Annotated in this window: 12 protein-coding genes; all 12 read left to right on the top strand. The window is 68.0% G+C overall.

The genetic code is table 11. The annotated features are described in order from the left end of the window. Positions 1–3 precede the first annotated feature (3 nt). Positions 4–2,379 carry a protein-disulfide reductase DsbD domain-containing protein gene (locus ACXJJ9_RS09170; protein ID WP_457096880.1) on the top strand — a complete coding sequence of 792 codons (2,376 nt, stop codon included), beginning with the start codon at positions 4–6 and terminating at the stop codon, positions 2,377–2,379. Continuing rightward, the gene (locus tag ACXJJ9_RS09165) at positions 2,376–2,975 is read left to right on the top strand and encodes a TlpA family protein disulfide reductase (RefSeq protein ID WP_457096879.1); all 600 of its coding nucleotides are present in this window, start codon (positions 2,376–2,378) and stop codon (positions 2,973–2,975) included. Before ACXJJ9_RS09170 ends, ACXJJ9_RS09165 begins: the two co-directional genes overlap by 4 nt. A gap of 232 nt (positions 2,976–3,207) precedes the next feature. After that, positions 3,208–3,651: a type II 3-dehydroquinate dehydratase gene (aroQ, locus tag ACXJJ9_RS09160; protein WP_310055730.1), complete on the top strand. Its 444-nt coding sequence runs from the start codon at positions 3,208–3,210 to the stop codon at positions 3,649–3,651. Between the two features lie 56 nt (positions 3,652–3,707). After that, positions 3,708–4,178 carry an acetyl-CoA carboxylase biotin carboxyl carrier protein gene (gene accB, locus ACXJJ9_RS09155; protein ID WP_310055728.1) on the top strand — a complete coding sequence of 157 codons (471 nt, stop codon included), beginning with the start codon at positions 3,708–3,710 and terminating at the stop codon, positions 4,176–4,178. A 96-nt stretch (positions 4,179–4,274) separates the two neighbouring features. Next, positions 4,275–5,642 (top strand): acetyl-CoA carboxylase biotin carboxylase subunit, encoded by a 1,368-nt coding sequence (gene accC, locus ACXJJ9_RS09150; protein ID WP_310055725.1) that lies wholly within the window; start codon positions 4,275–4,277, stop codon positions 5,640–5,642. A 201-nt stretch (positions 5,643–5,843) separates the two neighbouring features. Further along, complete coding sequence (locus tag ACXJJ9_RS09145) at positions 5,844–6,305, top strand: hypothetical protein (protein ID WP_457096878.1); 462 nt, start codon at positions 5,844–5,846, stop codon at positions 6,303–6,305. Between the two features lie 123 nt (positions 6,306–6,428). Next, the gene (prmA, locus tag ACXJJ9_RS09140) at positions 6,429–7,352 is read left to right on the top strand and encodes a 50S ribosomal protein L11 methyltransferase (protein ID WP_457096877.1); all 924 of its coding nucleotides are present in this window, start codon (positions 6,429–6,431) and stop codon (positions 7,350–7,352) included. 32 nt (positions 7,353–7,384) lie between these two features. Continuing rightward, positions 7,385–8,143: a zinc-ribbon and DUF3426 domain-containing protein gene (locus ACXJJ9_RS09135; RefSeq protein ID WP_457096876.1), complete on the top strand. Its 759-nt coding sequence runs from the start codon at positions 7,385–7,387 to the stop codon at positions 8,141–8,143. Positions 8,144–8,271: 128 nt separating this feature from the next. Continuing rightward, positions 8,272–8,547: a DNA-binding transcriptional regulator Fis gene (gene fis, locus ACXJJ9_RS09130; protein WP_310055715.1), complete on the top strand. Its 276-nt coding sequence runs from the start codon at positions 8,272–8,274 to the stop codon at positions 8,545–8,547. A gap of 122 nt (positions 8,548–8,669) precedes the next feature. After that, complete coding sequence (purH, locus tag ACXJJ9_RS09125) at positions 8,670–10,241, top strand: bifunctional phosphoribosylaminoimidazolecarboxamide formyltransferase/IMP cyclohydrolase (RefSeq protein WP_457096875.1); 1,572 nt, start codon at positions 8,670–8,672, stop codon at positions 10,239–10,241. Positions 10,242–10,574: 333 nt separating this feature from the next. Continuing rightward, entirely contained in the window at positions 10,575–11,867 is a 1,293-nt protein-coding gene (gene purD / locus ACXJJ9_RS09120; protein WP_457096874.1) for a phosphoribosylamine--glycine ligase, read from the top strand. 157 nt (positions 11,868–12,024) lie between these two features. Further along, positions 12,025–14,661: an ATP-binding protein gene (locus tag ACXJJ9_RS09115; RefSeq protein ID WP_457096873.1), complete on the top strand. Its 2,637-nt coding sequence runs from the start codon at positions 12,025–12,027 to the stop codon at positions 14,659–14,661. Positions 14,662–14,763 lie beyond the last annotated feature (102 nt).

Raw genomic sequence — 14,763 nt, 5'->3', positions numbered from 1 at the left:
CGAATGAGCCTCTCTACCTCGCGCATGCCGTGCGCCTTTCTCGCATTGGCCAGCCAGCTCGTGGTGTGTACCGCCCTGCTGTGGACCGGCGCCGCGCCGGCCCTGGCGGCAGCGCCGTCGTGCAACGACCAGAACAACCTGCTGCCGGTCGAGCAGGCCTTCGTGCTCGAAGCCCAGGCGACCTCTGTCGACCGCATCGCGCTGCGCTGGAAGATCGCCCCGGGCTGCTACCTCTACCGCCACCAGATCCGGGTGCAGAGCGATGCCGGCTTCACTGCGCAGGCGCCGCAGATTCCGGCCGGCGAGCCGCACCAGGACGAATACTTCGGCCGCGTCGAAACCTATCGCAATGCACTCACGGTCAACCTGCCGGGCGAAGCGCACGGTGCGTCGACCACGCTGAAGGTGCGTTACCAGGGCTGCGCCGACGCGGGCATCTGCTATCCGCCGCAGACGCGCACCCTCACCGTGGCACTGCCGGCCGCGGCCGCGGCCGACGAACCGGTCGTGGCGTTCGGCAGCAACGCGGCGCGCGGTTCCGGCGTGCCATTGAGCGGTGGTTTGCTGGGCAACGCCGGCGCGGGCGCCGTCGATGCGGCGCCACTGCCTCCTGAAGACGCCTTCCGTTTTGAAGCCATCGTCGGCGATGGCAACGCGCTGCTGCTGCGCTTCACTCCCGCGCGTGGCTATTACCTCTATCGCAACAAGACCACCTTCAAGTTCGACGCCGCCGCCGCGAAGGCCGGCATCGCCGCCGGGCGACCGAAGTGGCCGCAGGGCACCGCGCATCACGACGAACACTTCGGCGACGTGATCGTTTTCTTCGACCAGGTCGACGTGCCCTTGCCGCTGCAGCGCACGCGCACCAATGCGGCGAAGCTGACCCTGACCACCACCTTCCAGGGCTGCCAGACGGACGGCATCTGCTATCCGCCCATGACGCGATCGGTGACCCTCGACGTGCCAGCGGGCACGATCACGCCGGTCGCCAATCCCGCCGACGCCGCGCTGACCGAGGCGGCCGCGACAGGGGCTGTTGCGAACGCCGCGTCGGCCGCAACGACCGCGCAGGCGGGTGACGCAGCGACGGGCGCACACCCGCCCACAGCTTCGAGCACCGCCGCGGTGCCCGGCGTGCTCCCGCGCGGCGGCAACCTCAATCTGTTCTCCGCGCTCGCGCTCGCCCTGCTCGGTGGACTCATCCTCAACCTGATGCCGTGTGTCCTGCCGGTGCTGTCGTTGAAGGCGCTGTCACTGGCCGGCAACGGCGAGGACCCGGCGCGCGCCCGCAGGCATGCGCTCTGGTACACGGCCGGCGTGGTGCTCAGCTTCATCCTGCTCGGCGGCCTGGCACTGGCGCTGCGCCAGGCGGGACTGGCGCTGGGCTGGGGTTTCCAGCTGCAACAGCCGCTGGTGGTGGCGCTGCTGGCGCTGCTGATGTTCGGACTCGGCCTGAGCATGTCGGGCGTCTGGCACGTTGGCGGACGCTGGACCGGCGCGGGCCACGCATTGACCACCAAATCCGGGCCCCTTGGCGACTTCTTCACCGGCGTGCTCGCGGTGGTCGTGGCGACGCCATGCACAGCACCGTTCATGGGCGCCGCACTGGCCTGGGCCTTCACGGCGCCGCCGCTGATCGCGTTGCTGGTGTTCCTGGTGCTTGGCCTGGGTCTGGCGCTGCCGTTCCTGTTGATCGGCTTCGTGCCCGCGCTCGCACACCGGTTGCCGCGCCCCGGCGCTTGGATGGAAACCTTCAAGCAGGCGCTCGCCTTCCCGCTCTACCTCACCGCGGCGTGGCTGGCCTGGGTGCTGACCCGCCAGCGTGGCGCCGACGCGATCGGCTGGTGGCTGTTCGCAGCAGTGCTGCTGGCCTTCGCCGCCTGGGCGTGGACGCGCGCGCGCACGACCGGCCACCGCTGGGCCATGGTGGCAGCGGTGCTGGCGGCGGTCGCCCTGGCCTGGCCGTTGCGGGTGATCCATACGATGCCGCGTCCGGACGCGACCGCCACCCTCGCCGCGCCCAGCGAAGGCATCACCCCGGTGCCCTTTTCCGAACAGCGCCTCGCCGACCTGCGCGCTGCGGGCCGCGTCGTCTTCGTCAACATGACCGCCGACTGGTGCGTCACCTGCAAGGCCAACGAACGCGCGGTGTTCCGCAGCGACGGCTTCCGTAGCGCGATGTCCGCGGCCAACGCGGTCTACATGGTCGGCGACTGGACCGATGTCGACCCCGCCCTGACCGCCTTCCTGCAGCGCTACCGGGCGGTAGGCGTGCCGCTGTACGTGGTGTTTCCGCGCAACGGCGGCGAAGGCCAGGTGCTGCCGGTGGTGCTGACCGGCGACGGCGTGCGCGCGGCACTGACCGACGCCGCGCGATGAAGCTGGGGTCGACAGCGAAGCTGCTGCTGGTCGCACTGGTCGCTGGTGGCCTCGGGGTCGCGGCCGGCCTGTGGCGCCATGGCTCCGCCCCGTTGCTGCATACGGAACTCGGCCAACGGGTGCTGCAAGGGGCCTTGTCGGCGTCGGCACCCAAGCCGCCTGCCGACCTGAAGATCGCCGAACGTGGGGCGATCGTCCCAACTTTCACCCTCCCCACTCTCGGCGGTTCAGCGGTCACCCTGCCGCAGGCCTACGCCGGCCGGCCGCTGCTGGTAAACGTGTGGGCCAGCTGGTGCGGACCCTGCGTCCGGGAAATGCCCGAGCTGGACCGTTATGCCCGGTCCCAGGCGACAAACGGCACGCAAGTGATCGGCATCGCCCTGGATGACACAGCCGCGGTCAAGGCCTTCCTGCAGCGGATTCCGGTGAGTTACCCGCTGCTGGTCGATGCCCCCGGCCCGCGCGATGCCGGCGTCCGCCTCGGCAACCCCCGCGGCGTCCTGCCCTACTCTGTGTTGCTGGACGCGCAGGGCCGGGTCGTGAAGCAGAAGATCGGCCCCTTCGGGGAAGGCGAAATCGAGAGGTGGGCGCAGTGAACGCCGCATTCGAACAGTGTTTTGAAGCAAGAAACCCACGGGCTTGTGATCCGGCGCGCGGCGGCGCGGCAGAAAATCAGGTAGCCTCGGCCTACCGCAGCGCCGTTCTAGAGTGACCGCTCCAACAACTGCTTAACTCCCTACAACTTCGCCGATACGGTAGCGAACGTCTGGACAGCCGAACCGCCTTGGGCCACACTCCCGGCCTTCGGTTCGCGGACCCCCGCTCTCCATGGCAAAGCTGTTGGTCCTGCATGGCCCCAACCTCAACCTGCTCGGCACTCGCGAGCCGGGGGTTTATGGCCACACCACGCTGGACCAGATCGACGGCGACCTGGAGTCCCGTGCCCGCGCCGCCGGCTACGACTTCGACAGCCTGCAGAGCAACGCCGAGCACGAGCTCGTCGATCGAATCCAGGCCGCGCGCACGGACGGCACCCGCTTCATCGTGATCAATCCGGCCGCCTTCACCCATACCAGCGTGGCGATCCGCGACGCGCTGGCGGCGGTGGCGGTTCCGTTCATCGAAGTGCACCTGTCCAACCCGCACGCGCGCGAACCGTTCCGCCACACCAGTTATTTCAGCGATCTCGCGGTCGGCGTCGTCGCCGGCTTCGGCGCCGACAGCTACCGCTATGCGCTCGATGCCGCGCTGGCGCGGCTGGACCAACACTGACGCCGCACGCGCGCGTCGCTCCGATTTCCCACTCATCATCGTTACAGAGGCCCACCATGGACCTGCGCAAGATCAAGAAGCTCATCGACCTGCTGGAAGAGTCGAACCTCGCCGAAATCGAAATCAAGGAAGGCGAAGAGTCCGTCCGCCTGGCACGCACGCCCAGGGGCACGATGACGATGGCCGCGCCGATGATGCAGGCCCATCCCGCACCCGCGCCGGTGATGCCAATGGCGGGTCCGACCGATGCCGCCAGCGGCGGCACGCCCAAGCTCGCTGCCGACCTGCCGCCCGGGCATGTCGTGCGCGCGCCGATGGTCGGCACCTTCTATGCATCGCCCGCGCCGGACAAGCCGGCCTTCGTCACCGTCGGCCAGGCGGTCAAGGCCGGCGAGACGCTGGGCATCATTGAAGCGATGAAGATGTTCAACCCGATTGAAGCCGACGTCGCCGGCACCGTGGTCAAGGTCCTGGTGGAGAGCGGTCAGCCGATCGAATTCGACCAGCCCCTCTTTGTCATTGGGTGAGCGGGGTTTCGAGCGGCGCCAGCCGCGAGCCCGCGAACGCCGGTCGGCCTGAAGGCCGACGGGCCGGAACGAACTCCAGAATTATGAGAACCACCCATGCTCGATAAAGTCGTAATCGCCAACCGCGGTGAGATCGCGCTGCGCATCCTGCGCGCGTGCCACGCGCTGGGCATCCGCACGGTCGCGGTGCATTCCACCGTCGACCGCAACCTCAAGCACGTCGCCATGGCCGACGAGTCGGTGTGCATCGGCCCCGCGCCGTCCACCGACAGCTACCTCAACATGGCGCAGATCATCGCTGCCGCCGAAGTCACCGACGCGCAGGCGATCCACCCGGGTTACGGCTTCCTCAGCGAGAACGCCGACTTCGCCGAACGCGTCGAGCAGTCCGGCTTCATCTTCATCGGCCCCAAGGCCGACACCATCCGCCTGATGGGCGACAAGGTCGAAGCGATCCGCGCGATGAAATCCGCTGGCGTGCCCTGCGTGCCCGGCAGTGGCGGCCCGCTCGGCGACGACGCCGCGACCAACGTCAAGATCGCGCGCGAAATCGGCTACCCGGTGATCGTGAAGGCGGCCGGTGGTGGCGGTGGCCGCGGCATGCGCGTGGTCCACACCGAAGCGCACCTGCACAGCGCCATCCAGACCACCAAGACCGAAGCCAAGGCCGCGTTCGGCAACGACATGGTCTACATGGAGAAATTCCTGGAGAACCCGCGCCACGTGGAGATCCAGGTGCTCGCCGACGGCCAGGGCGGTGCCATCCACCTGGGTGAACGCGACTGCTCGATGCAACGCCGCCACCAGAAGGTCGTCGAGGAAGCACCGGCGCCGGGCATCACGCCGGAGCAGCGCGCGGAGATCGGCAAGGTCTGCGTCGAAGCGTGCAAGCGCATCGGCTACCGCGGTGCCGGTACGTTCGAGTTCCTCTACGAGAACGGCCGCTTCTATTTCATCGAGATGAACACCCGCATCCAGGTCGAGCATCCGGTCACCGAGATGGTCACCGGCATCGACCTCGTGCGCGAGCAGCTCAGCATCGCCGCGGGCAACAAGCTCACGCTCAAGCAGAGCGACATCGTGCTCGAAGGCCATGCGATCGAATGCCGCATCAACGCGGAAGACCCCGAGACCTTCATGCCCTGCCCCGGCCTGATCCAGCACTTCCACGCACCGGGCGGTCCCGGCGTGCGCGTCGACAGCCACATCTACGAGGGCTATCGCGTGCCGCCGAACTACGACTCGATGATCGGCAAGCTCATCGTGCACGGGCCTGACCGCGAAACCGCGATCGCGCGCATGCGCGTGGCGCTGAGCGAGATGGTCGTCGACGGCATCAAGACGAATATCCCGTTGCAGCAGCGCATCCTCTCCGACGCCGGATTCCAGCAGGGCGGACAGAACATCCACTACCTCGAGAAGCGGCTGAAGGAACAGAAGGAAAAGTCGATCTCGATGGCGTGACGAACGCACTGACAGGCGACGAGGAATCTTTCCCTCTCCCCGTATGCGGGGGTGAAGGCGTGCTGCTCACGCGCCACTGGCGCGTGCACGCCTGAACGCCCTCGCGCTATGCGCGAGGGCCGGGAACAGAGAGAGGGACCGCGTCGCCTGCGACGCAGGGTGAGGGGACGTGAGTCCCCCGCAAGACGGAGGCGATCACGCATGGAGCTGCAAGTCTTCATCGGATTGAGCGTCGACAAGAAGTTGTTCGGCGGCCGGGATCCCGCTTCCGAGGAGTTGGAGGCGCTGCTGGAGCAGGCCTCCGAACAATTCGCCGCGCATCTGGCCGCCACCGTCGCCGCGCAAAGATCGCCGCTGCGCCAGATCCACGCGACCTGCGGCCTGTTCGATGCGACCGACACCAGCGCCTCGCGCGCCCGGTTCCGTCGTCAGGGCGAGCAGTTGGAAGTGGAGTGCGCCGTCGACTGGCGTCCCTGGTTGGAGCGTCCCGCGCTCGCGCAGGCCGGCTGCGTCGTCGAGCATGCTGGCGAGGCCATGGCCACGGCACTGGAGAACAAACAGCAGCGCACGCTGGCCGACGCCTGCCGTGCGTTTCGACCCGATTTCGATCTCGATGCGGCGCTGGCCAAACGGCGTGCTTGGCTCGAGGGTGGGGACCAGTGATATCTCCCTTCTCCCCGCACCAGCGGGGAGAAGATGCCCGAAGGGCAGATGAGGGGTGCTGTCTAAAAGATCGCGCCTGCCCCCCTGAGGGATAATGCGCACCGGTTTACGCGGCGCACGTCCATGCCCTTCCTCGAACTCAGCCTTCCCTGCACCGAAGCCCAGCAACCGCGCTTTGAACGCGCGCTGGAAGACGTCGGCGCGCTCGCCGTCACGCTCGCCGACGCGCACGCCGATGCGCCCGACGAGCAGGCGATCTTCGAGCCCGGCGTCGGCGAGCAGCCCTTGTGGGGCGAACTGGTGCTCACCGCGCTGTTTTCCGACGACACCGACGCCCTGATCCTGCTGGCGGCGCTGGAGGCCTTCGACAGCGAACTCGACTGGACCCAGGCGCGCTTCCGCAAGGTCGAGGACCAGGACTGGGAGCGCGCATGGATGGACCAGTACGTGCCGCTGCGTTTCGGCGCGCGCACCTGGATCGTGCCGTGGAACAGCGAGCTGCCCGCGGACGCGCAGGCAGCCGATGCCGCGATCGTGCGCCTCGATCCCGGCCTCGCTTTCGGTTCCGGCACGCATCCCACCACCGCGCTGTGCCTGCAGTGGCTGGATCAACTCGCCAGCGACAACGCACTGCAGGACCGGCGCGTGCTCGATTTCGGCTGCGGCAGCGGCATCCTCGCGCTCGCCGCGCTGAAGCTGGGCGCCGCGCACGCGGTCGGGGTCGACAACGACCCGCAGGCACTGATCGCCACCCATGACAATGCGGAGCGCAACGAGGTCGGCGATCGCCTCAGCGTGCATCTGCCCGCCGACGAACCCGCCGCCACCTATCCGATAGTGGTGGCCAACATCCTCGCTTCCGCGCTGGTCGCGTTGGCCGACACGCTCACCGCACGCGTCGCCCCCGGTGGCCGCCTCGCCATGTCCGGCATCCTCGCCGGCCAGGAAGACGAAGTGATCGCGCGCTATGCCGCCGACTTCGAGGACCTGCGCGCCGAACGGCTCGAAGACTGGATGCGCGTCACCGGCACGCGTCGACGCGGCTGACCGCGCGCGCGTCGGCGTGCTTGAATAGGGCCATGTTCGTCGCCTGCCCGAATTGCAGTTTCCTCGTCGCCGCGCCCAAGGGCGCCAGCCTGCGCTGTCCGCGCTGCGGCAGCGCGATCGATCCGAAGGCGGCCAAGCCGCTGGCGAAGCCTGAAGCCCAGGTCAGCGCAACGGTGCCACCGGCCGACACCGCCGTCGCACCGGTGGCAACGGCCGACGAAGACAACAGCGCCGCGCCCGCACCGCCCCCGGAAGTCGCACCACTGCGCCGCAAGCGCAGCTCCCACGCGCCCAGCTTCGCGCGTCGCCACGCACCGGCCCCGGTACGCACGACGCACTGGCGCAGCTGGCTGGCGGTGATTGCACTGGCCGTCGTGCTGTTCGCGCAGATCCTGCTCGCACAACGCGAGGAACTGGCCGCCAACGCACGTTGGCGACCGCTCATCAGCGGCGTTTGCGGTGCACTGCGTTGCCAGGTGCCGGCATGGCGCGAACCGGCGGCATTCACCATGCTCCAGCGCAGCGTGCAGCCCAAGCCAGGCGCACGCGGGGTGCTGCACGTCAGCGCCAGCTTCCGCAACGACGCCCGCTGGGAACAGCCGTGGCCGACGGTACTGCTGACGCTGTCCGACATGGACGGCCGCCAGGTCGGCCTGCGCGCTTTCACCCCCGCCGAATACCTGGGCAAGCGTGACCAGGGTCACATTGCGCCCGGCCAGAGCGCGACCATCCAGCTCGACGTCATCGAGCCGCCCCGGCAGGTCGTGGCGTTCACTTTCGACTTCATGTAGGGTCAAAAACACGAATTGCGGACCCCCCCGCATTTCTTGTTGTTGCCTGCGACAACCCCGCGCTAGACTCCCGGTCCCGTCGGCACCGTGTGGGCACACGTGCGGCGGAGTATTCCGGGGGGAACTGCTTGAACGCCGCTGCCGATCGTAACGATCACAATCGCACCAAACCGCGCCCCCCCCTGCGCGACCACGTCGCCACCTCGATCCGCCGTTACCTCGGCGATCTCAACGGCAGTGGCACCGAGAATCTGTACGAGATCGCCCTGCGCGAACTCGAGATTCCGTTGTTCGTCGAAGTGCTCGCGCACTGCGAAGGCAACCAGAGCCGCGCCGCCTCGATGCTGGGCATCCATCGCGCGACGCTGCGCAAGAAGCTGCGCGAATACGGGCTCGAGCAGTAAGCGGCAGCGCAGGTGCGGCTCCGGGCCGCACCATCTGGCCCGCACCATCTGGAAACACTGGCCCCCCGGCCCATCCTGCGGCCGCCGGTATAATTCCGGGTCTTTCCCCCCGCCTCACTCCCATGACCACCGATCGTCTGCCCGTGCGCCGGGCATTGCTGTCCGTTTCCGACAAGACCGGCCTGATCGACCTCGCCAAGGCCCTGGCCGCACGCAATGTCGAACTGCTCTCGACCGGCGGCACCGCCAAGGCGATCCGCGAGGCCGGCCTGGCCGTGAAAGACGTCAGCGACGTCACCGGGTTCCCGGAAATGATGGACGGCCGGGTCAAGACCCTGCACCCGCTCGTGCACGGTGGCCTGCTTGGCCGCGCGGGACTGGATGACGAAGTCATGGCCCGGCACGGCATCGGCAGGATCGACCTGCTGGTGCTCAACCTGTATCCGTTCGAGAAGGTATCGGCCAATCCGGAAAGCTCGATGGACGACATCGTCGAGAACATCGACATCGGCGGGCCGGCAATGCTGCGTTCGGCGGCGAAGAACTTCGCCCGCGTCGCCGTCGCCACCGATCCGGCGCAGTACGCCGGCCTCGTCGGCGAATTGGACGCCAACGACGGCACGCTGTCGGCGAAGACGCGCTTCGCGTTGTCGGTCGCCGCCTTCAACCGCGTCGCCCAGTACGACGCCTGCATCAGCGACTACCTTTCCGCGATCAATGATGACGGCTCGCGCGCCTTGTTCCCGGCGCAGCAGAACAGCAACTTCGTCAAGGTGATGGACCTGCGCTACGGCGAGAATCCGCACCAGCACGGCGCGTTCTACCGCGACCTGTGGCCGGTGCCGGGCACGCTGGCGACGTTCACCCAGCTGCAGGGCAAGGAACTGTCGTACAACAACCTCGCCGACGCCGACGCCGCGTGGGAATGCGTGCGCCAGTTCGACAAGCCCGCCTGCGTGATCGTCAAGCACGCCAATCCCTGCGGCGTGGCCGAAGGCAATGGCTGCCTCGATACCTACGAAGCCGCCTACGCCACCGATCCGACCTCGGCCTTCGGCGGCATCATCGCCTTCAACAAGCCGCTCGATGCGGCGACCGCGAAGACCATCCTCGACCGCCAGTTCGTCGAGGTGCTGATCGCGCCGGATTACGAGCCGGGCGCACTCGACTACGCGAAGAAGAAGGCCAACGTCCGCGTCCTGCGCATCCCGCACGGCGACGGCCGCAACAACATGGACGTGAAGCGCGTCGGTTCGGGCCTGCTGATGCAGACCGCCGACATCCGCGAAGTCGGCCGCGACGAACTCAAGGTGGTCACCAGGCTCGCGCCGACCGAGGCGCAGATGGCGGACCTGCTGTTCGCCTGGCGCGTCGCCAAGTTCGTGAAATCCAACGCCATCGTCTACGTCAGGGACCAGCGCACCGTCGGCGTCGGCGCCGGCCAGATGAGCCGCGTGGTGTCGGCGAAGATCGCCGCGCTCAAGGCCGAGGAAGCCGGCCTGGAAGTCCCGGGCTCGGTGATGGCGTCCGATGCCTTCTTCCCATTCCGCGACGGCATCGACGCCGCCGCGGCCGCGGGCATCAAGGCGGTGATCCAGCCGGGCGGCTCCATGCGCGACAACGAGGTCATCGCGGCGGCCGATGAACACGGCATCGCGATGGTGTTCACCGGCGTCCGCCATTTCCGGCATTGATGCCGTCTGCGCCGGCATCAATCCGCCCGCGCTGCCACCCATTCGCGCCTGCGGCGCGAATCGCCCCCTGACTCAGGGGCCGGTATCAGGCAGTTCAGCAAGAAATCGTAGGACCGGCGTCCGCCATTTTCGTCGTTGAGGTTCCTGCAAAAGCTGTAGTTTCCGAGGCGTCGCTGTTTCAATTCCTCGCCGGGAAAGGCCGTCGCGTTACGCCTTCCCCGTTGAGATGAAAGTTAGAGCTGTGTTCCTTCCCCCGCACACGGGGGAAGGTGCCACCCCAACCCTCCCCCGCCAGCGGGGGAGGGAGTGAGAGAACATAAGGAGCAGGCACGCATGAAAGTTCTCGTCATCGGTTCCGGCGGTCGCGAACACGCCCTCGCCTGGAAGCTCGCGCAGTCCGCGCGGGTGACCGAAGTGGTCGTGGCCCCCGGCAACGCCGGCACCGCGACGGAAACCAAGTGCCGCAACGTCGCCGTCAATGCCACTGACATCGACGGCCTGCTGGCACTGGCAAGGAACGAGAACATCGCGGTGACCGTCGTCGGTCCCGAAGGCCCGCTGGTCGCCGGTGTCGTCGACCGCTTCCGTGCGGAGGGCCTGCGCGTCTTCGGCCCCACCGCCCAGGCCGCGCAACTGGAAGGCAGCAAGGCCTTCGCCAAGGATTTCCTCGCCCGCCACAACATTCCGACCGCGCATTACGCCGTGCACACGCACGTCGACGAAGCGCTCGAATACGTGCGCCAGAAAGGCGCGCCGATCGTGATCAAGGCCGACGGCCTCGCCGCGGGCAAGGGCGTGATCGTGGCGATGAACCTGGCCGAAGCCGAAGCCGCGATCACCGACATGCTCGGCGAGTACGCCTTCGGCGCCGCCGGCGCGCGCGTGGTGATCGAGGAATACCTCGACGGCGAGGAAGCCAGCTTCATCTCGATGGTCGACGGCAAGACCGCATTGCCCATGGCCACCTCGCAGGACCACAAGCGCGTCGGCGATGGCGACACCGGCCCCAATACCGGTGGCATGGGTGCGTACTCACCCGCGCCAGTGGTCACGCCCGAAGTGCACGCGCGCGTGATGCGCGAAATCGTGGGTCCCACCGTCCAGGGCATGATCAAGGACGGCGTGCCGTTCACCGGCTTCCTCTACGCCGGCCTGATGATCGACAAGTCGGGCGCACCCAAGGTGATCGAATTCAACGTGCGCTTCGGCGATCCGGAAACCCAGCCGGTGATGCTGCGCCTGCAGAGCGACCTGCTCGACCTGGTGGAAGCCGCGATAGACGCCCGCCTGCACGGCGTACAGGCACATTGGGATCCGCGTCCGAGCCTCGGCGTGGTGATGGCCGCGGAGAACTATCCGGGCACGCCGCGCACCGGCGACGTCATCAACACCATCGACGCCCCCGAGATCGACGACACCAAGGTCTTCCATGCCGGCACCAGGATCGAGGGCGAACACGTCGCCACGTCCGGTGGCCGGGTGCTGTGCGTGTGCGCGCTGGGCGACAGCGTGGCCGATGCGCAGCGCCTCGCCTATGAGGCGGTCGCCGGCATCTCCTGGCATGGCGAGTTCCATCGTCACGACATCGGCTGGCGCGCGATCGCCCGCGAGCGCAAGGCCGCCTGAGGCCATCGCCCAGCGTTCCCCCGCGCGAACGCGGCCAGCGCCGCCAGGCGATCGCGGCAGCACCGCACCGGAAGCCCGCCGCAGATTCGCGGTGTGAAGCCGCCCTTCACATCGCTAACGCAAGATTTCCCGTCCGTCTGTCTCCTCGGGAAACGCCATGGCTTCAAGCGCCGCGGGTGAAGGCCACGCTGCCGGCCTGCCGTTGTCGTCCGCCGAATCGGCCGGCACATCACGGCCCGCGGACGTACCGCCGGTAGCCACCGCTGCGGACAGCGCGCCGGCGCAGTTCGAGCATGCCCTGCAGGCCGGCCGGATCGGGACCTGGCATCTCGACCTGGTCACCCACGAACTCACTGTCTCGGCCTTGTGCAAGGCCAACTTCGGCTTGCCGGCCGATGCGGACCTGACACTGGAGCGTGGCCTGGCCGCGATTCCGGAGCCCGACCGTACGCGCGTGCAGCGCGCACTGGACGATGCCGCGGCGGGCCACTGCGACTACGACATCGAGCACCGCGTGGTCTGGCCGGACGGTTCGATCCACTGGATCAACGCGCGGGGCGGCAGCGGCGCGGCCCACGGCCAGCCCCACAGCCTGTCCGGCGTCACCGTCGACATCACCCGCCCGCGGCGCGCCGAAGCCCTCGCCATGGCGCAGAACGCCCTGCTGGAAATGGTCGCGCTGGGGCGGCCACGCGCGGAATGCCTGGAAGCGGTCAACCAGGCGGTGCATGGCCTCAACCCGCGCATCCACGGCTGTTTCGTATTGACCGATCCGCAACGCACGAAGGTCGTCGAGGCCGTCGCTCCCTTCGCGGAGAGCGCATTGGCCTACCTCGTCCAGATGCCCATCAGCCCGGGACACCACGGCACCTGCAGCGCGGCGATCCACCACAACAGTCCGTTCTCCTGCGCCGACACGGCCGATGACACGTCCTGGGATGCGCGGTGGCGCCAAGTGTGCCTGGCGCACGGCATCCGCGCGACGTATTCGGTGCCGGTACTGCGCCCCGACGACGGACTGGCGGTCGGCTCGTTCTGCCTGTGCCTGGAGGATCCGCGCGCGCCGTATGAATGGGAAACGCAGCTCGCTGTGTTTGGCGCGCAGATGGCGGGCATGCTGGTCGAACGCGACCGGCTGGACGGCACGCTGCGCGAGCGCGAGGCGCAACTCGCCGGCGAACTCGCCGATGCCCATACCCTGCACGAGGTCAGCCGCGAACTCCTCGGCGAGGACGACGTCGCGATCATCCACGAGACGATCATCGACGCGGCCTGCACGATCATGCATTCGCCCTTCGCCAGCCTGCAGATGCTGCACGGCGCGTCGCGGCTGCAGCTGCTCGCCTATCGCGGCTTCACGCCCAGCGCGGCGGCGGCGTGGGAATGGCTGGACGACCATTGCGGCACGTCCTGCGGCGTCGCGCTCGCCACCGGCCAGCGCGTCATCTACGGCGACGTGCGCGGCATGGCCGCCGAGATCGGCGAAGCACTGGTGGAGACGTATCGCGAAACCGGCATCGTGGCGATGCAGACCACGCCGCTGAAGTCACGCAACGGCCGCATCGTCGGCATGATGTCCACGCACTGGGGCGAGGCGCACCAGCCCTCCGAGCACGAGCTGCGCCAGCTCGACATCCTCGCCCGCCTCGCCGCCGACCTGCTCGAACGCCGGCATACCGACATGGAACTGCGCGAAAGCGATCGCCGCAAGGACGAGTTCCTCGCCATGCTCGGCCACGAACTGCGCAATCCGCTGGCGCCACTGCGCAACTGCCTGCACATCCTGCGCATGGAGGGAACGGCCAGCGCCGATTCGCGTGCGCTGTTCGACGTGATGGACCGCCAGGTCAACCAACTGGTGCACCTGGTGGACGACCTGCTGGAGGTATCGCGCATTACCCGCGGCCGCATCGAGCTGCGGCGCCGCCACGTCGCCCTCAGTGACATCGTCACCACCGCGGTGGAGACCAGCCAGCCGTTGCTGGATGCCTATGGCCACCACTTCAGCGTCGAGCTGCCTGAGCAACCCGTCGCACTCGACGTCGATCCGATACGGATCGCGCAGGTGCTGTCGAACCTGCTCAACAATGCCGCCAAGTACACGCCCATTCGTGGCGAGATCGCGCTCAGGGCGCGCGTCCACGGTGCCAGGGTGCGCATCAGCGTCGTCGACAACGGCGCCGGCGTCGACCCCCAGCTGCACTCGCATATCTTCGAGCTGTTCATCCAGAGCGAACACACGCGGCAGCAGACGCAGGGCGGTCTGGGCATCGGCCTCACCCTGGTGCGCAACCTGGTGATGCTCCACGGCGGAACGGTGGCCGTGCACAGCGAGGGCATCGGCAAGGGCAGCGAATTCACCGTCGAACTGCCGCTGCTGGACGCGAACGCCGCCCTCGACCACACGATCGAAACCGCCATCGCCCCCAGCACCCGACCGAAACGCATCCTCATCATCGACGACAACAGCGAACACGCCGATTCCCTCGCCCGTCTGCTCGCCCTCGCCCACCACGAGGTCCACGCCGTGTACGACGGCTTCGACGCGCTCTCGGTGATCGAATCTGTGGCACCGGACGTCGTGCTGCTGGACCTGGGCATGCCGGACATGGATGGCTTTGAGGTGTGCGACCGTATCCGCGCGCTGCCGAGCGGCCGCGACATCGTCGTCATCGCCGTCACCGGCTGGGGCCAGCAGGACGATCATCTGCGCACGGCCAAACATGGCTTCGATGGCCACCTGGTCAAGCCGGTGGATCCGGCCGAAATCCTGGGGCGGCTCGAAGCGGCGTAATGCCCTGCATGGTGCGATCAGAGTGCGATCAGCGTCCGCGCTCTGGCCTGTGCGATCCGCTTGTGGATGCCTGAGTGGCAAGCCCTTGCCGGCATCGCGGCC

The sequence above is a fragment of the Lysobacter sp. P5_B9 genome (genome assembly GCF_054049835.1).
Note: the sequence above shows the minus strand (reverse complement) of the source record. Positions and strands in the feature narration are given on the sequence as shown.

Coding starts and splice junctions, on each gene's coding strand:
- ACXJJ9_RS09170 (WP_457096880.1), top strand. CDS start 4: ATGAGCCTCTCTACCTCGCGCATGCCGTGCGCCTTTCTCGCATTGGCC.
- ACXJJ9_RS09165 (WP_457096879.1), top strand. CDS start 2,376: ATGAAGCTGGGGTCGACAGCGAAGCTGCTGCTGGTCGCACTGGTCGCT.
- aroQ (WP_310055730.1), top strand. CDS start 3,208: ATGGCAAAGCTGTTGGTCCTGCATGGCCCCAACCTCAACCTGCTCGGC.
- accB (WP_310055728.1), top strand. CDS start 3,708: ATGGACCTGCGCAAGATCAAGAAGCTCATCGACCTGCTGGAAGAGTCG.
- accC (WP_310055725.1), top strand. CDS start 4,275: ATGCTCGATAAAGTCGTAATCGCCAACCGCGGTGAGATCGCGCTGCGC.
- ACXJJ9_RS09145 (WP_457096878.1), top strand. CDS start 5,844: ATGGAGCTGCAAGTCTTCATCGGATTGAGCGTCGACAAGAAGTTGTTC.
- prmA (WP_457096877.1), top strand. CDS start 6,429: ATGCCCTTCCTCGAACTCAGCCTTCCCTGCACCGAAGCCCAGCAACCG.
- ACXJJ9_RS09135 (WP_457096876.1), top strand. CDS start 7,385: ATGTTCGTCGCCTGCCCGAATTGCAGTTTCCTCGTCGCCGCGCCCAAG.
- purH (WP_457096875.1), top strand. CDS start 8,670: ATGACCACCGATCGTCTGCCCGTGCGCCGGGCATTGCTGTCCGTTTCC.
- purD (WP_457096874.1), top strand. CDS start 10,575: ATGAAAGTTCTCGTCATCGGTTCCGGCGGTCGCGAACACGCCCTCGCC.
- ACXJJ9_RS09115 (WP_457096873.1), top strand. CDS start 12,025: ATGGCTTCAAGCGCCGCGGGTGAAGGCCACGCTGCCGGCCTGCCGTTG.